Origin of the sequence: Paenibacillus glycanilyticus (assembly GCF_023715145.1) — a bacterium.
GTDB lineage: Bacteria > Bacillota > Bacilli > Paenibacillales > Paenibacillaceae > Pristimantibacillus > Pristimantibacillus glycanilyticus_A.
In genome coordinates, this window is sequence record NZ_JAMBNP010000002.1 from 541,850 (window position 1) to 565,877 (window position 24,028).

Consider the following 24,028-nt stretch of genomic DNA (forward strand, 5'->3'; position numbering starts at 1 on the left):
CCTGCCAAAATGCTTCTTTACGCCTAACTCACTAGGAACTACCTATATACGGGGTTCCATTTTTTTGTTATCCTTTAGGTTGGAGTTTTCTACTTTTTCAATTAAAAAATTAGAGTATTTTCATTTAGGTATGCAACATTTTATGCAACCGACTCGTCAGAGAGGTTGCAAGAGAGGGGGATCCTTCGTGGTAGAGCCTGGCCTAATTAGAGCCGCTCAGTCAGGAGATCGGGATGCTTTAATTACTCTGTTGCGAGAGATTGAAACCCATGTTTACCGGACAGCCTATTATATATTAAATAATGAACAGGATGCGATGGATGCGGCGCAAGAAGCGTTAATCCGCATTTACACAAAAATCGGCTCCTACGAAGAGAAGGCCCAGTTCAAAACGTGGATTCAACGAATTGTAACAAATATTTGTATAGATAAGTTTAGAAGAAGCAAGCCAACCGTATCGATAGACGAGCATGAGATGGTCTTCCGGGAGAAACAAAATGTCGAAGACGAGGTCTTGTCGGCTTATGCCGTACAGGACATCCGTAATGCGATAGACAAACTGCCGGAGCATCACCGGGCAGTAGTTGTACTGAGGTATCTGCAGGATTTCTCGTATAACGAAATCGCCGATTCGCTTGATCTGCCGTTAAATACGGTCAAATCCTACCTATTCCGAGCTAGGCAGCAGCTTCAAACTTTACTACATGATTATCAGAAAGGTGGTGTCCGGGGATGACTTGTCAAGAGGTGATCGAATACATGAATCGGCAGCTAGACGATGATCTGGGTGAGCATGAATATGAGATCTTGATGAAGCATACGAGACATTGTCCGGACTGTGCAGCAATGTTTGAGCGGCTGAAAAAGCTGTCCGAGGAGCTTGGGAATTTACCTCATGTCATGCCAAAGTACAGTCTGGTAGACGCCATTTTACCTCAGCTTGAACAAGTGGTGCCATTCCGGCAGCCGGAGGCAGCCAGTGTGGAAATGTCGCCGGCGGCGGCACCTGCGCCGCAGCAGGCTCGACGCGCCAAAGAACGGCATCAGCTGCGCTTCCGGGCGATTACCGGCATTATTGCGGCCAGTGTGGCGGCAGGGTTATTCCTGGTCTCGTATAATGCCGGGTTATTCCCGTCCTCGAACAGCTTCGGAGACGACAATAAGTCAAATTCCGTAGCTGCGGCTGATGTACAGTCAGATACATTTGCTGCAGCCAAGCAATTTTCCAACGACGGAAATAAAGCGGAAGTAGGGACGGAATCCATTGAGCAGGACGGATCTAACGAAACAATGCGTTCCGCTGGCAATGATGACCATGTCACTACGGAGGAGGATTTAGGCATTTCCGGAATGGAATCCGGCAATTCCGCCGGAGGCAGCGATGGTCCTGCTTCCGGAGATAATTCCGGCTCTGTCCCGGGCGAGGCTCCGTCCATTGCCGGGCCTAACCAAGGCGGCGGTGAAAGCTTCAGCGATCCGAATGAGGGGCTTGTGCCTGCGCCGCTCCAAGCCGTATCCTCCGACGGCAGCTATATAGCCAAAGCCGCGGGCTACGTTATTCATGTTTATAACGCTGGCGATAATTCCGATGTATACACCTCTAAGCGGAGAAACGGCAAAATCTCAACTCTGCTTTGGTCGGATGACAGCAAACAGCTGACTTACGAAATTCAGCTGGAATCCGGCGGGATGGAACGTTATGTCATTGACATGGCGACATTAACGGAGTCGAAGGCGGCTCATTAATAGTCGAGACATTTTTACCGCTGATATTCGCACACTTTATCATTCACTTGCGTAAGATATACAAATGAAAGTCAGCGTGAGCCTTGATCAAAAGTATGACCATCTACAGGGCGGTACCATGGACCTGCCTGCAGATGTTTATATAGATGTTCAGGGACAAAGGGATGAGGCCTAAGAAGCCCATCCCTTTGTTGCCGTTCAGCGGAAGCTCGAAAACGATTGCGGTGAGAGACGGTGAGGGGACAGCATGGAAGCGAAAGAGGCATTAAAGGAAATTAAAGCGGGGAAATTTCGTCCCGCCTACGTGTTATACGGCAAGGACCGCTATCGCATCGGACAGTTTACGGATACGCTGACCGATGCGATGTTCACGCCGGACGAGCGTGAGCTGGGAGTTGTTAAATTTGATACCTCCGAGACCTTGATTGAGGAGGCGGCATTGGAAGCGGAGACGCTGCCGTTTTTTGTTGAGCGAAAGCTTGTAATCGTCCGCGACTCGGTTGTGTTTGCTGCCGGAGGGAAGGAAGGCGGCAAGCTGGACCATAAGACGGACCGGCTGCAGCATTATCTGGATATTCCGTCGGAGACAACCGTCATGCTCTTTATTATCCATGCGGAGAAGCTGGACGAGCGCCGCAAGCTGGTGAAGATGCTGAAGGACCGTGATGCGCTTATTGCCTTTCAGGAGCTTGATGCGGCAGAGCTGAGGCGTTGGGTGGTCAAACGGGCAGAGGAGCAGAAGCGAACAATGACGGCCGATGCTGCCGATCTGCTGCTTGTGAGGACCGGAGCGAATATGCAGCAGCTGGCGCTCGAAGTGGACAAGCTTTGCCTGCATGCCGGAGCGGGCGGCGTCATTGGAGTTGAAGAGACGGAGCTGCTGACGGCCTCGACCGTGGAGGAGGATGTGTTCGCGCTGGTCGATGCGATCGCAAGCCTGCAGGTTGACCGTTCGCTCAAGCTATACCGCGCATTGCTGATCAGGCGCGAAGAGCCTATCAAAATTGCCGCGTTGATTGCCCGCCAGCTGCGGATTATGCTTCAGATCAAGGAGCTGGAGCAGCATCGGTATTCGCCTCAGCAGATGGCCGGACAAATTGGCCTGCATCCGTACGCGGTGAAGCTTGCTGCCGAGAAGAGCCAGAAGTTTAAGGTTGCCCGGCTTGGTGCTCTTCTTAATGATATAGCGGATTTGGATTATAAGATGAAAACAGGTGCCATAGACAAGACGCTTGGCCTGGAATTATTCCTTCTGTCTCTGGGCGTGCAGCGGGGTCAAAGCGGCAAATGAGACATTCGAGATAAATCAAAAACGGCTTCGCATATGCGAAGCCGTTCATTTGTTTGCGGTTATTAAGCTTGAGCCGAAAGGGCGTTCAGCTTTTTAGCAAGACGAGATTTTTTGCGGGAAGCCGCATTTTTATGAATCAGGCCTTTAGTAACCGCTTTGTCCAATTTTTTCGTCGCAGCGATCAGAGCAGCTTTAGCTGCATCTACATCAGTGCCAGCGATAGCTTGGTCAGCAGATTTAACAGCCGTACGAAGCGCGGATTTTTGGGAAGCGTTCAAAGCGCGGCGTTTTTCGCTCGTTTTAACGCGTTTGATTGCGGATTTAATGTTTGGCATCGAGTTTCACCTCCTACAAAGATTGCGCAGCAAACAAAAAGCTTACGCTATAAGTCTAGGTAACACAACTTAAAATATATTACCATGTGCTGTTCCGAAAAGCAATAGCGAGCCTGTCCTGCCATTTTTGCGCATGTCGGCCAAAGTATGAAATTGTCTCCCTTGCAAACAATAAGCTGGAGAGAATGGCATGGCTTTGAAGGGAGAATGGAATACATGACCGAACTTGATATGCAGCAATATAACATCCGCACCGATCTTGCGCTTGAAGCCAAGGAAATGGCGGAGCAGCTTGGCGGGGGCGGCCCGATACCAGGCATTCAATCGGAGACATCCGAGGACAACGGCATAACGATTACTCATCTTCATGTGCAGAACGAGCAAGGCTCGAATGCGATAGGCAAGGTTCCCGGACGTTACGTCACCATAGAAGTTCCGGCCCTCCGCAATCAGGATACGGAGCTGCAGGACCGAGTAGCCACCCAATTTGCGAAGCATTTCGAATCGTTCCTCGAGCGGATTGGCGTAGGCAAGACGGCTAAAGTACTTATTGTTGGACTGGGCAACTGGAACGTTACGCCGGATGCGCTGGGGCCACTCGTGGTCGAGAATGTTATGGTGACGCGCCACTTCTTCGAGTTGATGCCGGATCAGGTTGCCCCCGGTTATCGGGCGGTGAGCGCGGTTGCTCCGGGCGTGCTGGGCATTACCGGGATCGAGTCAAGCGAGATCGTGCAGGGCATCGCGGAGAAAACCCATCCTGATGTTATTATTGCGATTGACGCCTTGGCTTCCAAATCGCTTGACCGGGTCAATACAACGATTCAGATTGCCGACATCGGCATCCACCCCGGCTCTGGCATCGGCAATAAGCGCAAAGGGCTCACGAAGGAGATACTCGGAATTCCCGTAATTGCGATTGGCGTGCCAACCGTTGTCTATGCATCCACCATCGTTAACCATACGATTGAGCTGATGAGAAACCATATGGCGGCCAATAACGGCAACAACGATCAGATTTTTGGTCTGATGAACCAGATGGGCGAGACGGAGCGCCTCCAGCTCGTAAAGGAAGCCCTGACCCCGGTTGGCCATGATCTGCTTGTGACGCCAAAGGAAATTGACGAGTTTATCGAAGACATCGCCAATATCATCGCCAGCGGCTTGAATGCTGCTCTCCACGATGCCGTTAACTCCGATAACGTCGCGGCATATACGCATTAAGCTCTTTTCAAAGTCCTTGGGGCATGACAGCCTCAAGGACTTTTTTTGTATCCTACTCTCTTAATCTAGCAAATTCCCTCCAAATCTATTAATTCAAATCCGGTTCTATTAAAGCTTCTTGTCTCATAGATTAATAGCAGATGAGCAACGAAGAAGCGGGAGGTAGAACTCGAAATGAAAAGAACCATTATGTTGTTTGATCTGACGCGCGGGAGCAAACGCCTGCGCCAGCTGCTCGTAACGGGGAAAACCTTTATGGTGTTGTCGATCAGCTCCATGCTGTTTTTTGTTGCGATAGGCATTGCCGGTATGGCGCATCAGCATTCGCTCTCCGCGCCGGTTTCTTCCATGACGGGTTTTGCGGCTTCTGTTTCAAGCGGGTTTTTTGGGGATATGCTAGAAATGGAAATGCCGCAATTTCATAGCAGCAAATCTGGCGAGGAATTATCCGGAACCCAGATCAGCAGTTTCATTCTCCGGTTAATGACCAACGTGAATCCAAGTGATCCGAGAAGCTTGATTGCAGGCGAAATTCCGGGCATGAACGCAGACTCATCCTTCCTGATCGCCGGAGGTGTGGGGACGGATCCGAATGTGTGGCCGGAAGATAATATTCCGATCCCTGGGGATGCGGGCTCTAGCAATGGCGATGATCATGGACCGGGCGTGACGGAAGGAGATAATCAACCGTCTGACACTCCCGAACCGCCGGCGTCAACTCCAACTCCAACGGAGAAGCCGGATCCTACTCCAGCGCCGGATGATTCCGGCGCCGGGCACACTACCGGAAAAGACAAGGTGGTTTTCATCTATCACTCCCACAGCCGGGAGTCCTGGTATCCGGAAGTTTCGGATAAGAAAGGAGATGCCAATTCGGCATCTAAGAATATTACGCTCGTTGGAGAACGGCTGGCCGAGAAGCTTGAGGATCTTGGCGTTGGCACAACGCATTCCGATGAGGATTACCCGACAACGGTGCCGGGATACGATTGGAACTACTCTTACAAGTACTCGAAGAAAACGGTACAGGAAGCAATCGCAAGCAACAAGAAACTGAAATTTTTCTTCGACATACATCGCGACTCCCAGAAACGCAAATATACAACTGTGGATATTAACGGTAAAAGCTATGCTCAGGTGTATTTCATTATCGGCCATAAAAATCCGGATTGGAAAAAGAACGCCGAGTTCGCGACTCAAATTCACGACGCGCTGGAGAAGCAATATCCCGGTCTTTCAAGAGGGATTTTGGGCAAGACGACCGCAACGGGCAATGGTGAATACAACCAGTCGCTAGCGCAAGACAGCGTGTTGATCGAAATCGGCGGCGTTGACAACACATTGACGGAGAGTTACCGGACAGCGGACGTACTGGCCAAAATTATTGCGGATATTTACTGGGATGCGGAAAGAGTGTCTGCTTCAAAATAAAATCGAACATGACAGGCAAGGCTGCCGCGGCAGCCTTGCCTGACGGAAGGAGCTGGGGAGAGATGAAGGGCGCATTGAAGTGGGTACTGCTTGGAGGCGTGCTTGTCTTTATTATTTTGTATGGAGTGGAGATGTCCTCGGCAGGTATTGAGCGAATCTATGGCCCGATCGACGGCGAAGGCTCTTCCGCGATCATGTCCAACGAGAATAAATACAGTCTGACCTCGTCAGAGAGCGATTCGTCGGAGCTGGAAGGCTCCGGACTGTCCAGCAGCGCGGAACGGAAGATCGCGGAGCTTGAGAAGGAGCTCAAGGAAGTGAGGAAGATCGCGGAGGAATCCGCACGCCATGAGAGGCTGCCGGGCATATCGTCTGACTCCGGCGAACCTGCGGTCAATAAGGTGGCGGATGGAACAGCGGGCCTCCTGCAGTCTGTCTCGAGCGGCGGAATCCGTTTTATTGCTTCCTTGTTCAATTCGGTAACGGGATAGGCGCCAGCGCATCTTGATGTTACTGCATTGCTGGTATACCATATAGCTGATATAATGGAAAGAATGATTAGCTATATTGGATTGTGTGGGGGTTAGGCATGACAGACGTTCGTGACCGGCAAAAGAAAATTAGGAATTTCTCGATTATTGCACATATTGACCACGGGAAGTCGACGCTCGCTGACCGTATTCTTGAATTTACAGGAGCGTTATCGTCGCGCGAAATGCAGGATCAGGTGCTCGACCAGATGGATCTGGAGCGGGAGCGCGGCATCACCATTAAACTGCAGGCTGTACGGCTTACATACAAAGCCGATGACGGCGAAGAGTATTTGCTTAACCTGATTGATACGCCGGGACATGTCGATTTCACGTACGAGGTATCCCGCAGTATGGCGGCGTGCGAAGGCGCACTGCTGGTCGTAGACGCTGCACAGGGTATTGAAGCGCAGACGCTTGCGAACGTTTACCTGGCACTCGACAACAACCTGGAGATTCTCCCGGTTATTAATAAAATCGATCTGCCTAGCGCGGAGCCGGAACGCGTTAAGCAAGAGATCGAAGATGTTATCGGTCTTGATGCGAGCGACGCCGTTTTGGCTTCGGCAAAAGCAGGCATCGGCATCAAGGAAATTCTGGAGCAGGTGGTACAGAAGGTGCCGGCTCCGACAGGCAATCCGGAAGATCCGCTTAAAGCGCTTATTTTCGACTCGCATTATGACCCGTACAAAGGGGTTATCGTTTACGTGCGCGTTATTGACGGAAGCATTCAGGCCGGTAAAAAAATCCGCTTTATGGCAACGGGCGCGGAATTCGAGGTTATCGAGGTTGGCGCGTTCAAGCCGCGGATGGGAATCGTGGACGAGCTTGCCGTCGGTGACGTTGGGTTTGTTGTTGCAGGTATCAAGAACGTAAAAGATACGCGTGTCGGCGATACCGTTACGGAAGCGAAACGTCCAGCTCCGGAAGCTTTGCCTGGTTACCGGAAAATCAACCCGATGGTGTTCTGCGGTCTGTATCCGATTGAAACGCAGGATTACAACGATCTGCGCGAAGCCCTGGAGAAGCTGGAGCTTAACGACGCATCCCTGCGATATGAGCCGGAGACATCCACGGCGCTGGGCTTTGGCTTCCGTTGCGGCTTCCTTGGTCTCCTGCACATGGAGATCATCCAGGAACGGATCGAGCGCGAGTTCAATATTCCGCTCATTACGACGGCGCCAAGCGTAATTTACCGTGTAACGCTGACGAATGGCGATGTCATCGATATTGATAACCCGTCCAACTATCCGGAAGCAGGCAAGCTTGATTACGTGGAAGAGCCTTATGTAAAAGCGTCCATTATCGTGCCTAATGATTTTGTAGGGGCAATTATGGAGCTTTGCCAAGGCAAGCGCGGCGAGTTCGTAAACATGGAGTACCTCGATACGAACCGCGTTACGCTGACGTACGAAATTCCGCTGTCCGAGATTGTCTATGACTTCTTCGATCAGCTGAAATCGAGCACCAAAGGTTACGCGTCGTTTGATTATGAACTGTCCGGCTACCGCAGATCGAACCTTGTGAAGATGGATATCATGCTGAACAGCGAGCAGGTTGACGCCTTGTCCGTTATCGTTCACCGCGACCGTGCCTACCACCGCGGCCGGATTATCTGTCAGAAGATGAAAGAGCTTATTCCGCGCCAAATGTTCGAGGTGCCCGTACAGGCTTCGATCGGCACGAAAGTAATTGCTCGCGAAACGGTAAAAGCGATGCGCAAAAACGTCCTTGCCAAATGTTACGGGGGCGACATCAGCCGTAAACGGAAGCTCCTCGACAAGCAGAAGGAAGGCAAGAAGCGGATGAAGCAGGTCGGCAGCGTAGAGGTTCCTCAAGAGGCCTTCATGGCGGTGCTGAAAATCGACGAGGACTAAGGGCGAGCTGCTCCTTAGTCACTGTCGCGTAGTCGTAAGTAGGGCGGAAGGGGACAGGGTATATCGTTACGGCCGCTGTTGCGGATTTTTTTCCTTGAACAATTTGATTCAGTTGAAAAAATGCAGCAAATGCGGGCGCTTCGCTCCTCCACGAGATACCCTTTACCCCATCGCCGAAACTTACGGTCAACGAAAGACAGGACTAAGGAGCTTGCTCTCCTTGGTCCTGTCGATTTTTTATTAGGGGAGTAAGAAAGAAGGAAGTGATGAAATGATTAATTACGCGCCTAGAGCGCTTTATATTCATATCCCGTTTTGTACGAATAAGTGTCATTATTGCGATTTCACTTCGTATGTATTAAAAGGACAGCCCGTTGACGAGTATCTCGACGCGCTCGAAAGAGAGATGGCCTTAACCGTGGCTCAGCTGCCGCCGGAGAGAATCGATACGGTATTCGTAGGCGGAGGCACGCCAACGGTATTGACGCCGCCTCAAATGGAGCGGTTCCTTGCGTCGGTGAAGAAATATTTTCCGCTTGCGGATGATGTGGAATTTACGATGGAAGCCAATCCCGGCACAACCGATCCGGAGAAGCTGGCCGCGATGTTTGCCGGCGGCGTGAACCGGATCAGCTTTGGCGTACAGTCGTTTGACAATGGCTTGCTGGAGCGTATCGGACGTATTCATAATGTCGACGATGTATACAAAAGTCTCGAGAATGCCCGAGCTGCGGGCTTTACGAATCTGTCGATCGATCTGATGTTTGGACTGCCGAAGCAGACGGTGGAGCTGCTCGAGGACAGCGTGAACAAGGCGCTGGCACTTGATTTGCCTCACTATTCGCTTTATAGCTTAAAGGTTGAGGAGAATACGCTTTTCCACAAGCTGTATCAGCGCGACGAGCTGCCTTTGCCTCCCGAGGATGAAGAATTTAATATGTATACGCTGCTGATGGACCGGCTGAAGCAGGCAGGATATGCTCATTATGAGATCAGTAACTTTGCCAAGCCGGGCTTTGAAAGCAGACATAACTCGACGTACTGGCGCAATGAGCCCTATTACGGCCTTGGTGCCGGCGCTCACGGCTATGCGCGCGGTCTGCGTCATGTGAACGTGAAAGGCGTTCAGCCTTTTATTGATTATACGAAGACGAAGCTGCCGCGTCTGGAGCAGAACGTTGTTCCTGAATACGAAGCCATGGAAGACTTTATGATGGTAGGACTACGCTTGCTGAAGGGTGTCCGCGCTTCCGATTATGCGGCCCAATTCGAGGGGCGCAAGCTGGAGGATAAATTCGGTCCAATCCTGGAGAAGCTTCGGAAAGACGGGCTGCTAGAAATGGTTGAGGAAGATGGAGACACCGTCTACAAATTAACCGATAAAGGCGTTCTTTTTGGCAATGATGTTTTTGGTTCGTTTATCGGTTTAGAGGAAGAAGCGGCTGGCTAAAATTCGGAAAATTAGTTCTTGAGAAAACATACGACATGCTGTATATTTATTCAATAGAACTTATTTGCACCGGGTGGAGGCGATTGCAGCGTGGAGGCGACAGAACAGTTAACGGTAGTTTGCAGAAAAGCGGCACCGGAAGATGTGGAAACTTTGTATGAACTCATTAAAGGCTATGCAGAACAGGGAATCATGCTGCCCCGCACCCGGGAAACGTTATTGCGCCAGATTGATACGTTTGTCGTAGCGGAGATCGGGGATAAGGTCGTTGGCTGCGGCTCCTTGCTGAGGCTTGGACAGGATCTCGTGGAGATTCGTTCCCTCGGCATGAACCAGGAATATAGAGGCCTGAAGATTGGAAATAAATTGGTAGATTTTCTGGTCGAGCAGGCAAGGGAACAGCAAATTCCAAAGATTATGGCGCTCACGTACGCGGTTAATTTCTTTTTGCGCAACGGTTTTACGGTGGTGGAAAAAGAGATCTTCCCCGAGAAAGTATGGAAAGACTGCATAAACTGTCCGAAGCAAAACGCATGCGACGAGATCGCCGTATTGAAAATGTTAGGCTGATAAAGGCTAGGCGGCTGCCGGGCGGGCTGCCTGGCCTTTTTTTTGATTTTTATCGGTGGGATAAAGACCTGAAAATACCGAACCGACTTGACAATGCTTAAGCTGGTTTGGTATTTTTGTATTAATGATTAGCACTCGGGTCTAATGAGTGCTAACGAGAAGATCCGATAAACTTTTGGAGGGATGCGAATGTTGACTGAACGGCAGAGAATGATACTGAACGCAATTGTAGACGATTATATCCGTTCGGCTGAGCCTGTTGGTTCCAGGAGCATATCGAAGCGCGGCGATGTCGCTTTCAGTCCTGCAACGATCCGTAATGAAATGGCCGACTTGGAGGAGCTTGGTTTCCTCGAGCAGCCTCATACATCGGCGGGGCGCATTCCATCAACTAAAGGTTATCGCTATTATGTAGATCATCTCGTAAAGCTTAACGAAATTAATGAAGCAGATCTGAAGCAGGCCCATTCCTTCTTCTCCGAGAAGATGATTCAGATGGAGCAGGTTATCCAGCATGCCGCAATGATATTGTCCAATTTGACCAATTATACGTCCATTCTGCTCGGGCCGGAGATGTTCAGCAATTCGCTGAAGCATTTTAACCTGGTGCCTTTGGACGAGAAGACGGCTGTTGCGATTATTGTAACGAATACCGGCCATGTGGAGAACCGGACCATCACGATTCCTCCGGGCATCAACATGGATGAGATGGAGAAGATCGTAAATATCCTGAATGCGAAGCTGATCGGCATTCCGCTGGTACGTCTGAAGTCGAAGCTGTATGCAGAGGTTGGCCAGGAGCTGGAGCGTTACGTTGATCATTGTGAAGAGGTGCTTGGTATTCTGGACAGCGCGCTGTCCAGCGATTCGGAGCAGCGGATCTTCCTGAGCGGAACAACCAACATGCTCACGCAGCCGGAATTCAAAGACGTTGATAAAGTGAAGACGATATTGGATCTGCTGGATGAAACGCCTGCTGTGATGAAAATGATTTCCGCCGCACCATCGGGTATACAAGTGCGGATTGGAACAGAAAATGACCATGAAGCAATTGCGAATTGCAGCTTGATTACGGCTACGTACCAGTTAGACGGAAAATCGCTCGGAACAATCGGGATTCTTGGACCAACCCGCATGGAATATGGGAAAGTCATTACGCTGCTTGATGTGATATCGAAGGATTTGGCTTTGATGATGGGGCGCTTTTATAAATAGTTTGGGTTGCTGTTGCTCTGTGAGGGGATGGTGCTGTGGGGCGGGCTTGGCGCGTACGAGCGGTATGTTGCCTTCCGTCGCTGTTGAAAACGGGAATGTGGATTAGGATTCCTCGCGGAATATTCCCGTTTTCAAAGGCGAGCGCTGCGCTCTTCAGGCAACACCCCGCTCTCCCGCGCTTTGCGCGCACAGCACCGCCCCGTGGGGCAGTGCAAAGGCAAGCGCGAACTATTATTCGCGCTGGAGCGCTTGACAACTGGCGCTGAACCGTCAGTTGGAAAAGACTGATGTAAATAAGCAATTCTAAGCAGATGCTTACGAAGTAAGAATTGCTTCGCAATTCTAAGTAGATGCTTACGAAGTAAGAATTGCTTCGCAATTCTAAGTAGATGCTTACGAAGTAAGAATTGCTTCGCAATTCTTTTAAGGAGGTGAATATGGTGAGTAATGACCAACATAACGACACAATCGATGAAGTTATAGAAGAGCAAACGGAACAGCAGCAAGAAGTTGAAGCACAAGAAGATTCGCGCGTCAACGAGCTTGAAAAGCTGGCTGAAGAGAATCAACAACGATACTTACGCGCACAAGCGGACTTCGATAACTTCCGCCGTCGCACGCAAAAGGAAAAGGAAGATCTCGCGCAATATGCATCGATGAAGCTGATCGGACAACTGCTTCCGGTTGTCGATAACTTCGAGCGTGCTGTTTCCGCTGCTTCCGCGAATCAAGATTTCGATGCTCTTGCCAAAGGCGTAGACATGATTTTCCGTCAGCTGGAACAGACTTTGCAGCAAGAAGGTCTGAAAGCAATGGAAGCTGTTGGCGAGCCGTTCAACCCTGAATTCCACCAAGCGATCATGACTGTGGAATCGGATGAGCATGAAGAAGGCATCATCGTAGAGGAAGTACAAAAGGGCTATATCCTGAAGGATCGCGTCCTGCGGCCTGCTATGGTTAAAGTAAGCGGCTAATTATTCCATTACATGGAATTTAAAATAAGATTCACACCTTTCAAGTTAATGCTTACGAAGTGAAAAATGCTTCACATTTTTCTTTAGGAGGAAACTTACGATGAGTAAAGTTATCGGTATTGACCTTGGTACTACAAACTCTTGCGTTGCGGTAATGGAAGGCGGCGAAGCCGTCGTTATCCCGAATCCGGAAGGCAACCGCACTACGCCGTCCGTTGTAGGCTTCAAAAAAGACGGAGAGCGTATCGTTGGCGAAACAGCGAAACGCCAAGCGATCACAAATCCTGACCGCACGGTAATGTCGATCAAACGTCACATGGGTACAAACCATAAAGAAGTAATTGACGGAAAAGAATATACGGCTCAAGAAATTTCGGCTATTATCCTTCAAAAGCTGAAATCCGACGCTGAAGCATATCTTGGCCAATCCGTAACGCAAGCCGTAATCACGGTTCCTGCTTACTTTAACGACAGCCAGCGCCAAGCAACAAAAGATGCCGGTAAAATCGCAGGTCTTGAAGTTCTTCGTATCGTGAACGAGCCAACAGCTGCGGCACTGGCATACGGTCTTGAGAAAACGGAAGACCAAACGATCCTCGTTTATGACCTTGGCGGCGGTACCTTCGACGTCTCGATCCTTGAACTTGGCGACGGCTTCTTCGAAGTAAAAGCAACTAGCGGCGACAACAAGCTGGGCGGCGACGACTTTGACCAAGTGATCATCGACTACCTCGTAGCTGAATTCAAAAAAGAGCAAGGCGTTGATCTTTCCAAAGATAAAGCGGCTGTTCAACGTTTGAAAGACGCTGCAGAGAAAGCGAAAAAAGATCTGTCCGGCGTAATGTCGACAACGATTTCCTTGCCGTTTATTACGATGGCTGATGGCGTTCCACAGCATTTGGAGCTTAACCTGACTCGCGCGAAATTCGAAGAATTGTCCGCACACCTGGTTGAACGTTCCCTTGCTCCTACGCGTCAAGCCCTGAACGATTCCGGTCTCTCCGTGAGCCAAATCGATAAAGTCGTTCTTGTTGGCGGTTCGACTCGTATCCCTGCCGTACAAGAAGCGGTTAAGAAATTGATCGGCAAAGAGCCCCACAAAGGCGTTAACCCGGATGAAGTGGTTGCCCTTGGCGCAGCGGTTCAAGCCGGCGTATTGACTGGCGATGTAAAAGACGTGGTATTGCTTGACGTTACTCCGCTGTCCCTTGGCATCGAGACTGCAGGCGGCGTCTTCACGAAGATGATTGACCGCAATACAACGATCCCGACTAGCAAATCCCAAGTGTTCTCCACTTACGCGGATAACCAACCGGGCGTTGAAATCCACGTTCTGCAAGGCGAGCGTCAAATGGCTGCCGGCAACAAAACGCTGGGCCGCTTTACGCTGAACGATATCCCTCTTGCTCCGCGCGGCGTACCGCAAATCGAAGTTACTTTCGACATCGATGCGAACGGTATCGTTAACGTTTCGGCGCTGGATAAAGGAACTGGCAAAAGCCAAAAGATCACGATCACTTCCTCGGGCGGTCTGAGCGAGGCTGAAATCGAGCAAATGATGAAGGATGCTGAACTGAACGCGGAGGAAGATCGCAAACGCCGCGAGCTTGTTGAAGCGAAAAACAGCGCAGACCAACTCGTATACTCGGTTGATAAAACGTTGAAGGATCTTGGCGATAAAGTAGACGCTTCCGAGATCGAGAAAGCTAACGCCGCGAAAGAGAAAGTAACAAGCGCGGTAGCAACGGATGATCTCGAGCAAATTACGAAAGCAACGGAAGAGCTGACCGAAATCGTTCAACAGCTTTCCGTAAAACTTTATGAGCAGGCTCAAGCGGCTCAGGGCGGTGCTCCTGAAGGTGCGGAAGCAGCTGATGCCGGGGCTCGCGGCAAAGACAATGTCGTTGACGCCGACTACGAAGTAGTTGACGAAAACAAGAAATAAGACTTAACTTGTAATGGGAGAGGTCAAAGACAGGGTCTTCCTGTCTTTGGCCTTCCTGAATTTTTAATGAAACGGCTCCGCTGCCTTAGGGCGGCGAAGCCGTTTCACCTTGTCTGTTTAGACTGAATTTGCAGCAAACATGGGTGGAGGTGAGATGAGTTGGCAGATAAACGCGATTATTATGAGGTGCTTGGCGTAGGCAAGAGCGCTTCCGGCGACGAGATTAAGAAGGCCTACCGTCAGATGGCGCGCAAGTACCATCCTGACGTTAACAAAGAAGCGGACGCGGAAACGAAGTTCAAAGAAGTAAAGGAAGCTTATGATGTCCTGAGCGATGATGGACAACGCGCGAGATACGACCAGTATGGTCATGTTGATCCGAATCAAGGTATGGGCGGAGCTGGCGGATTCTCCGGAAATGGTGATTTTGGCGGCTTTGGCGATATTTTCGATATGTTCTTCGGAGGTGGCGGCGGACGCCGTGATCCAAATGCACCGCAGCGAGGCAATGACCTGCAATATTCGATGACGATCGAATTCAAGGAAGCCGTGTTTGGCAAAGAGACGGAAATTACGATTCCGCGTACGGAATCTTGTGATACTTGTGCAGGCTCCGGTGCTAAACCGGGTACCAAACCGGAAACCTGTTCGGTCTGCCATGGCTCCGGTCAACAAGAGGTTGTACAAAATACGCCGTTTGGCCGTATGGTCAACCGCCGGGCGTGTTCGCATTGCGGCGGCACAGGCAAAGTGATCAAAGAGAAATGCGGAACCTGTCATGGCGCGGGCAAAGTGAAAAAGCAGCGTAAAATCAATGTCCGTATCCCAGCTGGCGTGGATGACGGCGCACAAATTCGTCTCTCCGGCGAAGGAGAAGGCGGCTTGCGCGGAGGTCCTCCGGGCGATCTGTATATCGTGATCCGCGTGAAGGCGCATGACTTCTTCGAGCGCGAGAACGATGATATTTACTGTGAAGTGCCATTGACCTTCGTACAGGCGGCTTTGGGCGATGAGATCGAGATCCCGACCCTGACCGAGAAGGTAAAGCTGAAGATTCCTGCAGGCACGCAGACGGGCACGTATTTCCGCCTCAAAGGAAAAGGCGTTCCGAAGCTGCGCGGTTACGGGCAAGGCGACCAGCACGTTAAAGTGACGGTCGTAACGCCAACCAAGCTGTCGGATGATCAAAAGGATCTGCTTCGCCAGTTTGGCGGCATTGGCGGCGAGTCCCCGGCAGAGAACCATGAGCATCACGAATCGATTTTCGATAAAATGAAGAAAGCGTTCCGCGGCGAGTAGCCCGGAACGTTTTTTTTTGCGAGAGCGAATAGTTCGTCTTTCTATGCTACATGCTACTTAAGTAATTGACATTATGACCTAAGGAGCTGGAATAGCAATGTCGAATGAGAAAAAAGGCTACATGGAGAAAGTAAACTTTGGCGATTTGCCCGTCGGGAAAAACGAGGATGTCGAGTTCTCCGAGGAGCTGGCGGACGAGGCAGACAAGCAAGCGTCCCAGCGTGCAGCCGCAGCGGATGCACGGGCTGAGAATGAGCAGGGCTTCTAATGTCTTCGCAAATTGAGATCAGAGCGAATTTCGGGGAGCCCGGTGCTGCTCAGGAGGCGGTTCGCAAGCTTCAGGCGCTACGCGCTTTTGAAGTGAACGGATTATTTGAAAGCGGCTTGCTCACGGCTACAATCGATGAAGACGTGGTAGAGCGGGCGGTCCATATGATCGAACAAATCGGCGGAAGCTCGGAGACCGGTTCCGTTAACTGACCGAAAAGGATCGGCGGCAAACTTTTGTTTGCCGCTTTTTTGTGCATAAATGATGAATAGTGTACAATAGATGGTAGTTTTCACTTTTGGAGGGTTATAGTACATATGAAATGGCATGAAATTACGATCTCGACAACGGAGCAAGCGATCGAGATGATCTCGAACTTTCTGCATGAAATGGATGCGGGCGGCGTATCCATTGAAGAATCGGGCACTTTGAACAAAGAACGGGATACATCGCTCGGACAATGGTACGAGACGCCGCTTAATGATATTCCGGAAGGCCAGGCGGTTATTCAAGGCTATTTCACGGAAAGCGTAGACATGAAAGACCTGAAGGCGAAGCTTGTGCCGCGCATTGAAGAGCTGAAGGAGTTTGGCATTGATCCCGGCAGCTATGAAATCACGTTCAGGCTTGTAGACGAAGAGGACTGGGCGACTGCCTGGAAGCAATATTTCAAGCCAATCAGGGTATCGGAGAAGCTGACGATCAAGCCGACATGGGAAGAATACGAGCCGGCGGTTGGCGAGAATATTATTGAGCTTGATCCTGGTATGGCATTTGGTACGGGCACGCATCCAACAACGGCGCTTTGCCTGCAAACGCTGGAATCGGTTATTACGGGCGATGAGGAAGTAATTGACGTTGGCACGGGTTCCGGGATTCTGGCGATTGGCGCTATGAAGCTTGGCGCTCGCCGGGTACTGGCATTGGATCTTGATCCGGTGGCGGTATCGAGCGCAACGGAGAATGTGAGACTGAACGGTCTGCAGGATGATGTGGAAGTACTGGAAAGCGATCTGCTTGGCGTGCTTGGCGGCAAGGTTGTTCATGCCGCTAACGAGCGGGATGCGCTCACAACGTCGGTTACGCTGCCGGTTGACCTGGTAGTAGCGAACATTTTGGCAGAGATTATTTTGCTCTTTATTGATGACGTGTTCGCGGCCCTGAAGCCGAATGGCATTTATATTGCCTCTGGTATTTACAAGAACAAAGAAACCGATGTGGAGGAAGGTTTGATCCGCTCGGGCTTTGTAATCGTTGATAAACGCCGCGACGAGGACTGGATTGCATTCGTGGCGAGAAAGCCGCAGGTGAATGAATGAACTGGGACAGTTTCTTAGCTTACCCGCTTGAGGACTTGCCGTTTGTTGCGCTTGTGCTCATCATTTCCTTTACGGTGCATGAGTTCGCGCATGCGTACAGCGCCTACAAGTTTGGCGACAACACGCCAAAGGATATGGGACGGGTTACACTGAATCCTCGCGTCCATATTGACATACTTGGCGCGATTCTCATCCTGATTGCAGGCTTCGGTTGGGCGAAGCCTGTTCTCGTCAATTCCAGCCGCTTTAAGAACCCGCGCCTGATGGGAATCATCGTCTCGGCCGTTGGACCGTTAAGCAATTTGCTTCTTGGCGTCTTAGGTATTCTTATTTTGTTAACACTGGATTCTACGGGCGCGATGTATGCGGGCTCCAATGGCGTGAATCTTGCGATTGAGCGGTTCTTAAGCTATTTTATCTATCTTAATTTTCTCTTGTTTATCTTTAACCTGATTCCGCTGCCGCCGCTTGACGGTTACCGGATTATTCAGGATCTGCTGCCGCTAGAGGCGCGAGTCAAGATGGATCAGAATGTGCAGTGGGGCGTTTATATTTTCCTCCTGCTGGTGTTTATTCCGCCGCTTCGCCGGGTAACGCTGGACCCGATTCTCGGTTGGTGGGTTCCGCTCAGCCACTTTTTTGCGAATTTATTCCAACCGCTGTTTTAGGCCGCTTTCATAGATTTTTGAAGCGGAAACATGCTATGATGAAGGATGGTTAGACTGACGCAATGCAGCGATATTTTATAGCAGCGGAGCAGTTTGACGGCTCCAGCGTGCGTTTAATAGGAGAAGATGCTTTTCATGCCGTCCGCGTTATGCGGATGAAGCCGGAAGAGAAGTTTATCGCCAGCGACGGTATTTCCCGAGTTGTGCTAGCCGCTGTGCGGGAAGCGGACTCATCGGAGGTTGTGGCTGACATTGTGGAGGAGCTGCCGATGGACAGCGAGCCCAGTTGGTCGGTTACCATTGCGCAAAGCCTGCCAAAGGGCGATAAGATGGAGTTGGTCATTCAGAAGGGGACGGAGATTGGCGCGTACGCGTTTGCGCCGTTCCAGTCGGAGCGGATGATCGTTCAATATGACGGTAAGAAGGAAGCCAAGCGTCTGGAGCGTTGGAGCAAGATCGCGAAGGAAGCGGCGGAGCAGTCACATCGCTGCCGCGTTCCGACGATTGAGCCCGTTCGCAGCTGGCGTGAGCTGAAGGAATTGATTCAAACGTTTGATTTGGCGTTATTTTGTTATGAACGGGAAGGCGATGCGGCAGACAGCAGAGGCATCCGAGATGCCGTGCTGGACTGGAAGCGGGCGGGCAAGCAATCCGCCGAGCCGAAAGTCCTGCTGATCGTTGGTCCTGAAGGCGGCTTTACAGAACGGGAAGCAGATGAGGCAGAGGCGGCGGGAGCGTTTATCGTTGGCCTTGGCAGACGGATTCTGCGGACGGAAACGGCGGGTATTGTTGGATTGACCTGCTTACTGTACGAGGCCGGAGAAATGGGAGGAGCGTAAGGAATTTATGCCATCGGTTGCATTTTACACCTTGGGATGCAAAGTTAACTTTTACGACACAGAAGCGATTTGGCAGCTGTTCAAAAACGAAGGATACGAGCAGGTTGACTTTGAGTCGACCGCTGACGTGTACCTGATTAATACATGCACGGTTACGAATACTGGCGACAAGAAGAGCCGTCAGATTATTCGGCGTGCCGTTCGCCGTAATCCGGATGCGGTTATTGCGGTAACGGGCTGTTATGCCCAGACGTCTCCCGCGGAGATTATGGCCATTCCGGGCGTTGATCTTGTCATTGGCACGCAGGACCGCGAGAAGATCATGACCTTTGTTAATCAAATTCATGATGACCGCCAGCCGGTTAACGCGGTTCGCAACATTATGAAGACACGCGACTTCGAAGAGCTTGATGTACCGGATTTCAACGAGCGTACGCGTGCGTTTCTGAAGATCCAGGAGGGCTGCAACAACTTCTGCACCTTCTGTATAATTCCGTGGTCCCGGGGGCTGTCGCGCAGCCGCGATCCGAAGAGCGTGCTGGAGCAGGCTAAACAGCTGGTAGCTTCCGGTTACAAGGAAGTGGTTCTGACGGGCATTCATACAGGCGGCTACGGCGACGATATGGAAAATTACCGTTTGACCGATTTGCTGTGGGATCTGGACAAAATCGACGGTCTTGAGCGTATCCGGATCAGTTCGATTGAAGCCAGCCAAATTGATGATGCGATGATCGACGTTCTGAAGCGTTCGTCCAAAATGTGCCGCCATCTGCATATTCCGCTGCAAGCGGGCGATACTTCGGTATTAAAGCGGATGCGCCGCAAATATACGACGGAAGAATTCGCAGCCAAGCTGAAGCGTATCCGCGAAGCCATGCCTGGCGTAGCGATTACGACTGACGTTATCGTTGGCTTCCCTGGCGAAACCGAAGAAATGTTCGAGAACGGCTACAAGTTTATGGAAGAGGTCGGCTTCTCCGAAATGCATGTCTTCCCTTATTCGAAACGTACGGGTACGCCTGCCGCGCGGATGGAAGATCAAATTGACGAAGAAGTGAAGAACGAACGCGTTCATAAGCTGATTGACCTGTCGGAAAAAATGCAGCTCGCTTATGCGAAGGAGCATGTAGGAGCTGTGCTGGACGTCATTCCGGAGCGTGATTACAAGGGCGCGCCTGGTACAGGTCTAGTTATGGGCTACTCCGACAACTATATTCAGATTGTATTTGAAGGAACGGAAGCGCTTGTTGGCAAGCTGTGCCGTGTCAAAATTACGGAAGCAGGCGTTAACGAATGCCGCGCCCAGCTTGTGCGCGTACTTGACGATGTACCGGCAGAGGCAATGAGAGCTTAGGAAATAGATATATCGCACGAGGATTTCTCGCTCATTTCTGCAGTTTCGAAATTAGCGGGAAATCCTCGTTGTTGCATGCAAATGTCAAGCAGGCAAGGGGGAAACGGAAATGGTTGAAATTTCGGCAGGAGGAGTAGTCTATCGCCGGAACGAGGCCGGGCTTTTGCAAATCCAGCTGATTCAGGACCGTTACGGCAAAGTGTCGCTCCCGAAAGGCAAGATGGAGTCCGGGGAAACGGTCGAACAAACGGCGCTAAGAGAAATCGCCGAGGAAACCGGCATGATTGGGGTTATTGTCAAACCGATTGATCAGATCAAGTATCAATATCATGATGCGAATAAGGGAACCGTCAATAAAGAGGTTCATTATTATTTGGTCGAAGCGGTTGGCGGCTCGCTTCAGGCCCAGGTAGAAGAAATCCGAGGGGTCGAATGGTTTGATCCGCTGGAAGCCTGGAGACGCCAGAAGCAGTCGGGCTATGAGAATAATAACAGGATTGTAGCGGGAGCCCTCAGCTTGCTTGGCGTGAAGTACGATTAGACCGGCGTCTTCCGGAAAGCCGGTAAATAGCAGAACGGCAAAGCAATAAGCGAGCTTAGTATGTTGAAGATGGTTTGAGCGTGAGCGATTTGGCTGGCAGGGGAATGGGCCAGCCAGCCCGAGGCAGCTGCAAGCTCGCCAAGGAACGGCATAAAGAGAAGCGCACCGCCCGCATTTAGCACGGTATGGGACCAGGCTACATATTGCCCGGATTTCGAACCGCTGAAGGAAGCGAGCAAGGCGGTGGCACAAGTACCGATATTAGCTCCCAGCACAACGGCGACGCCAAGTTCCAGCGGCATTGCTCCAATGGACGCAAAGCCCATGATGATGCCAATAACAGCAGCGCTGCTGTGGACGATAGCCGTCAGTACCGCACCGGCCGCTAGTCCCCACCAGAGGCTGCTTGTTGATTTGTCCAGGAACCAGTTGAATAAAGAGCTTTCCTGAACGGCAGGCCCGATCGCCTGCATCATGGCCATTCCGAAGAGCAGAAGACTGAAGCCTCCCAAGGCCACGGCAGAGGAGCGGATTGTCTCGAGCAGCTTGATGGAGCGGACCTTCGGCCATGCTCCCATTTCATTCAGCAGAACGGTCATCAGCCAGCCGGCAAGGGACAACAGCAGCAAAGGGACGGCTAGTTTATTTAAGTTCAAGCCTATCAGCTCCGTAGTTAGGCAAGTCCCGATGTTGCTTCCGAGAATAATGCCAAGCGTCCGGGGAAAGGTCAAAAGACCGGCGTTGACTAGACCGATTGCAATTACCGTAACGGCAGTACTGCTCTGCAGAAAAGCCGTTGTTGCCGTGCCGATGGCGAGACCATGCACGGGCGTAGCCGTTGAACGGTGTAAAATATGCTGAAGATAGGGACCTGCCAGCCGGTGAAGCGCAAGCTCCATCAGCTTCATTCCGAAGATAAATATGGTGAAGCCGATGGCCATTGGCAGAAGAATGGAATGGAGCATAGAAGGTTCTCCTTTATCGTCGTTATCGTTGATACATATGCGTACCGTCAGACAAGCATGACAAGCCAGGACCAGAGAGGGAGATTAACGAAGTGAGCAAAGCGAAAGTTTGGCTGCAGAAGGGCCGCAAGAAGCGTCTTGAAGCTGGCCACCCGTGGATATATTCAAATGAGATTGAAAAGCTGGAAGGGGAAGCGGAGCCTGGAGAGCTGGTTGATGTCGTTGGCCATAACGGCAAATATTTGGCAACCGGCTATTATAATCCCAAATCGCAGATAACCGTACGCGTTGTATCCTATCAGCCTCTGGAAAAGATGGATGCAGCATTTTTCAAGGAACGGTTCCGTTCCTGTGAAGCTCACCGCAGCCGGTTCGTACCGGACCGGGATTGCAGATTGGTGTATGGAGAGGCTGATTTTCTTCCGGGTCTTGTCGTAGACCGTTTCGCGGATGTTCTGGTCGTTCAGATTGTGACCTTAGGAATGGATATCCGCCGGGATGAGATTGTCGAGGCTCTGGTTGACGTATTCCAGCCGAAAGGAATCTACGAGCGCAGCGACGTTGGCGTTAGACAGCTGGAGGGACTCGAGCTTCTCACAGGCGTCCTGTACGGGGACTGTCCGCGTATTCTCGAGATCGAAGAGAATGGCCTGAAGCTGGAGGTTGACATTGTAGAGGGGCAGAAGACGGGCTATTTCTATGATCAGCGCGAGAACCGGGCATCCATTGAGCCCTTGATGAAGGGCTGGGGGGCAAGGAGCGGTATTCGGCTGGAACGCCGTCCGGCTGACACAGACACAGAAAACACGACGCTTGTTCCGGTGAATTCCAACGGGAAAGAAGTGACCTTCCCCTATTGGGACGGCGCAACCGTGCTTGAATGCTTTGCCCATACAGGAAGCTTCACCCTTCATGCCTGCAAATACGGCGCGAAAAAAGTAACCTGTCTGGATGTATCCGAGCATGCCATCGACACCGCGCGCCGGAACGTGGAGCGCAATGGCTTTACGGACCGCGTCGAATTTGTTGTGGCGGATGCTTTTGATTATTTGCGCACGCAAGTGAAAGGCGTTGAAGAAAGAGAAGAGCGCAGCCGTGCCGGCACGGATACTTCAAAGCCGATCAGCGGCAACGGACGCACCTGGGATGTGGTCATCCTCGATCCTCCTGCTTTCGCAAAGACCAAAAGCGCTGTAGCCGGAGCATGCCGAGGTTACAAGGACATTAATCTGCACGGGTTGAAGCTGGTGAATGAGGGCGGTTATTTGGTTACAGCCAGCTGTTCCTATCACATGAGACCGGATTTGTTCCTCGAGACGATACAGGAAGCTGCTTCGGATGCGGGCAAGCTGCTGCGACTTGTCGAGTGGCGGGCAGCGGGTAAAGATCATCCCCAGCTGCTAGGCGTCCCGGAAGGTCATTATTTGAAATTTGCCGTCTTCGAAGTACGCAGCAAATAATCAAAGAAGCCGTGTGGATTGTTGCAATCCATACGGCTTCTGTTCAAAAAATAGACATATCCATACCTTCAATTGATGTGTATAATAGAATAGTAACGCTGACAGGCAGTCGACTGCACGCAGCGGGATCCATAGCAGACAGAGCAGATATCTGCATGTTTGACCAACCCATAATCCGGCAGAGCGGAAATCCGCATGCGGGATTTTTTTGTTTTTACAAGGATTCCTTGAATTGTCTGCTCAGCTCAACGCGTTCAAGTCTCAGCATCCATACTTCTTCTCGTAACGTTTTCAGCTCGGCGGAGTCATCCGAGAGCCTAAGCTGTTGATAAAGGTCAAGCATCTTTTGGTTGATCATGTCATATTGTCTCCAAAGCTCGGCAGCTTTGACGGACATGGCCAGCTGACTTATATGTTCTCTCCAATCAGCGAGTGTACGGATAATCTCATCCTGCCACTCGCGATCTCCGATTTGCTTGGCGTAGTTATGTAAGTCGAGATAGTCATTAATCCATTGCGGAGTGATTGTATAGTCTGAAATCATTGCCGTTCCTCCAGTCCAAATGGCGTTATTACCTAGTATTATACTTGGAATTCAAGGAATTGCAATGTTTTTCGATATAAGACAGTAATTTTTCCAGAACATACGTTTGTTAATCGGGTGAAAAAGGACCTGCGATATGATAGTATAGTAGATTATGAGATTGAATCGGAAAGGAAGATCAGA

The 24,028-nt window shown here is 50.9% G+C and carries 24 protein-coding genes; 21 read left to right on the plus strand and 3 right to left on the minus strand.

Translation table 11 applies throughout. The features are described 5' to 3' along the window. Positions 1-187 precede the first annotated feature (187 nt). The 3 genes from M3194_RS07685 (at position 188) to holA (ending at position 3,037) form a co-directional block, all read left to right on the plus strand. Positions 188-736 (plus strand): RNA polymerase sigma factor, encoded by a 549-nt coding sequence (locus tag M3194_RS07685; RefSeq protein ID WP_091188819.1) that lies wholly within the window; start codon positions 188-190, stop codon positions 734-736. Further along, positions 733-1,746 (plus strand): anti-sigma factor family protein, encoded by a 1,014-nt coding sequence (locus M3194_RS07690; protein ID WP_251652837.1) that lies wholly within the window; start codon positions 733-735, stop codon positions 1,744-1,746. Before M3194_RS07685 ends, M3194_RS07690 begins: the two co-directional genes overlap by 4 nt. Positions 1,747-1,993: 247 nt before the next feature. Next, positions 1,994-3,037, plus strand: coding sequence for a DNA polymerase III subunit delta (gene holA, locus M3194_RS07695; protein WP_251652838.1), 1,044 nt, complete (start codon positions 1,994-1,996; stop codon positions 3,035-3,037). Positions 3,038-3,099: 62 nt separating this feature from the next. Here the strand turns inward: holA and rpsT are convergent, their stop codons facing one another. Further along, positions 3,100-3,372, minus strand: a complete 273-nt coding sequence (rpsT, locus tag M3194_RS07700) for a 30S ribosomal protein S20 (protein ID WP_156281326.1) — start codon at positions 3,370-3,372, stop codon at positions 3,100-3,102. Positions 3,373-3,588: 216 nt separating this feature from the next. Here rpsT and gpr point away from each other — a divergent pair, with 216 nt between their 5' ends. From gpr to M3194_RS07785, 17 genes are all read left to right on the plus strand, one after another. Then, on the plus strand, positions 3,589-4,596 hold the full coding sequence (gene gpr, locus M3194_RS07705) for a GPR endopeptidase (RefSeq protein WP_251652839.1): 1,008 nt from the start codon (positions 3,589-3,591) through the stop codon (positions 4,594-4,596). Positions 4,597-4,770: 174 nt separating this feature from the next. Further along, positions 4,771-6,027 (plus strand): stage II sporulation protein P, encoded by a 1,257-nt coding sequence (gene spoIIP, locus M3194_RS07710; protein WP_251652840.1) that lies wholly within the window; start codon positions 4,771-4,773, stop codon positions 6,025-6,027. A 62-nt stretch (positions 6,028-6,089) separates the two neighbouring features. Further along, the gene (locus M3194_RS07715) at positions 6,090-6,518 is read left to right on the plus strand and encodes a hypothetical protein (protein ID WP_251652841.1); all 429 of its coding nucleotides are present in this window, start codon (positions 6,090-6,092) and stop codon (positions 6,516-6,518) included. Between the two features lie 98 nt (positions 6,519-6,616). Next, positions 6,617-8,434: a translation elongation factor 4 gene (gene lepA, locus M3194_RS07720; protein ID WP_251652842.1), complete on the plus strand. Its 1,818-nt coding sequence runs from the start codon at positions 6,617-6,619 to the stop codon at positions 8,432-8,434. Between the two features lie 271 nt (positions 8,435-8,705). Beyond that, on the plus strand, positions 8,706-9,884 hold the full coding sequence (hemW, locus tag M3194_RS07725; RefSeq protein ID WP_251652843.1) for a radical SAM family heme chaperone HemW: 1,179 nt from the start codon (positions 8,706-8,708) through the stop codon (positions 9,882-9,884). Positions 9,885-9,974: 90 nt separating this feature from the next. Beyond that, entirely contained in the window at positions 9,975-10,454 is a 480-nt protein-coding gene (locus M3194_RS07730) for an N-acetyltransferase (RefSeq protein ID WP_251652844.1), read from the plus strand. Positions 10,455-10,643: 189 nt separating this feature from the next. Next, on the plus strand, positions 10,644-11,669 hold the full coding sequence (gene hrcA, locus M3194_RS07735; protein ID WP_251652845.1) for a heat-inducible transcriptional repressor HrcA: 1,026 nt from the start codon (positions 10,644-10,646) through the stop codon (positions 11,667-11,669). Positions 11,670-12,106: 437 nt separating this feature from the next. Further along, the gene (gene grpE / locus M3194_RS07740; protein ID WP_251652846.1) at positions 12,107-12,643 is read left to right on the plus strand and encodes a nucleotide exchange factor GrpE; all 537 of its coding nucleotides are present in this window, start codon (positions 12,107-12,109) and stop codon (positions 12,641-12,643) included. Between the two features lie 100 nt (positions 12,644-12,743). After that, the gene (gene dnaK, locus M3194_RS07745; RefSeq protein WP_251652847.1) at positions 12,744-14,588 is read left to right on the plus strand and encodes a molecular chaperone DnaK; all 1,845 of its coding nucleotides are present in this window, start codon (positions 12,744-12,746) and stop codon (positions 14,586-14,588) included. Positions 14,589-14,747: 159 nt separating this feature from the next. Beyond that, complete coding sequence (gene dnaJ, locus M3194_RS07750; RefSeq protein ID WP_251652848.1) at positions 14,748-15,887, plus strand: molecular chaperone DnaJ; 1,140 nt, start codon at positions 14,748-14,750, stop codon at positions 15,885-15,887. Positions 15,888-15,984: 97 nt separating this feature from the next. After that, positions 15,985-16,155, plus strand: a complete 171-nt coding sequence (locus M3194_RS07755) for a YfhD family protein (RefSeq protein ID WP_285889163.1) — start codon at positions 15,985-15,987, stop codon at positions 16,153-16,155. Further along, positions 16,155-16,367, plus strand: coding sequence for a hypothetical protein (locus tag M3194_RS07760; protein WP_251652849.1), 213 nt, complete (start codon positions 16,155-16,157; stop codon positions 16,365-16,367). Before M3194_RS07755 ends, M3194_RS07760 begins: the two co-directional genes overlap by 1 nt. Positions 16,368-16,472: 105 nt before the next feature. Then, positions 16,473-17,474 (plus strand): 50S ribosomal protein L11 methyltransferase, encoded by a 1,002-nt coding sequence (gene prmA, locus M3194_RS07765; protein ID WP_251652850.1) that lies wholly within the window; start codon positions 16,473-16,475, stop codon positions 17,472-17,474. Then, positions 17,471-18,142, plus strand: a complete 672-nt coding sequence (locus tag M3194_RS07770) for a site-2 protease family protein (protein WP_251652851.1) — start codon at positions 17,471-17,473, stop codon at positions 18,140-18,142. The genes prmA and M3194_RS07770 overlap by 4 nt, the downstream gene beginning before the upstream one ends. 62 nt (positions 18,143-18,204) lie before the next feature. Beyond that, a complete protein-coding gene (locus M3194_RS07775) occupies positions 18,205-18,981 on the plus strand; it encodes an RsmE family RNA methyltransferase (protein ID WP_251652852.1) in 777 nt (258 codons plus the stop codon). 7 nt (positions 18,982-18,988) lie between these two features. Then, positions 18,989-20,335, plus strand: coding sequence for a tRNA (N(6)-L-threonylcarbamoyladenosine(37)-C(2))-methylthiotransferase MtaB (gene mtaB / locus M3194_RS07780; protein WP_251652853.1), 1,347 nt, complete (start codon positions 18,989-18,991; stop codon positions 20,333-20,335). A 109-nt stretch (positions 20,336-20,444) separates the two neighbouring features. Further along, complete coding sequence (locus M3194_RS07785; RefSeq protein ID WP_251652854.1) at positions 20,445-20,876, plus strand: NUDIX hydrolase; 432 nt, start codon at positions 20,445-20,447, stop codon at positions 20,874-20,876. On the opposite strand, the gene M3194_RS07790 is transcribed toward M3194_RS07785, so the two are convergent. Further along, positions 20,873-21,841 carry a Na/Pi cotransporter family protein gene (locus M3194_RS07790; protein WP_251652855.1) on the minus strand — a complete coding sequence of 323 codons (969 nt, stop codon included), beginning with the start codon at positions 21,839-21,841 and terminating at the stop codon, positions 20,873-20,875. The two genes, M3194_RS07785 and M3194_RS07790, sit on opposite strands and share 4 nt — an antisense overlap. A 92-nt stretch (positions 21,842-21,933) precedes the next feature. Here M3194_RS07790 and M3194_RS07795 point away from each other — a divergent pair, with 92 nt between their 5' ends. Continuing rightward, positions 21,934-23,301 (plus strand): class I SAM-dependent rRNA methyltransferase, encoded by a 1,368-nt coding sequence (locus M3194_RS07795; RefSeq protein WP_251652856.1) that lies wholly within the window; start codon positions 21,934-21,936, stop codon positions 23,299-23,301. A 214-nt stretch (positions 23,302-23,515) separates the two neighbouring features. Here M3194_RS07795 and M3194_RS07800 read toward each other — a convergent pair whose 3' ends face one another. Continuing rightward, a complete protein-coding gene (locus tag M3194_RS07800; RefSeq protein ID WP_251652857.1) occupies positions 23,516-23,845 on the minus strand; it encodes a hypothetical protein in 330 nt (109 codons plus the stop codon). Between the last annotated feature and the right edge of the window lie 183 nt (positions 23,846-24,028).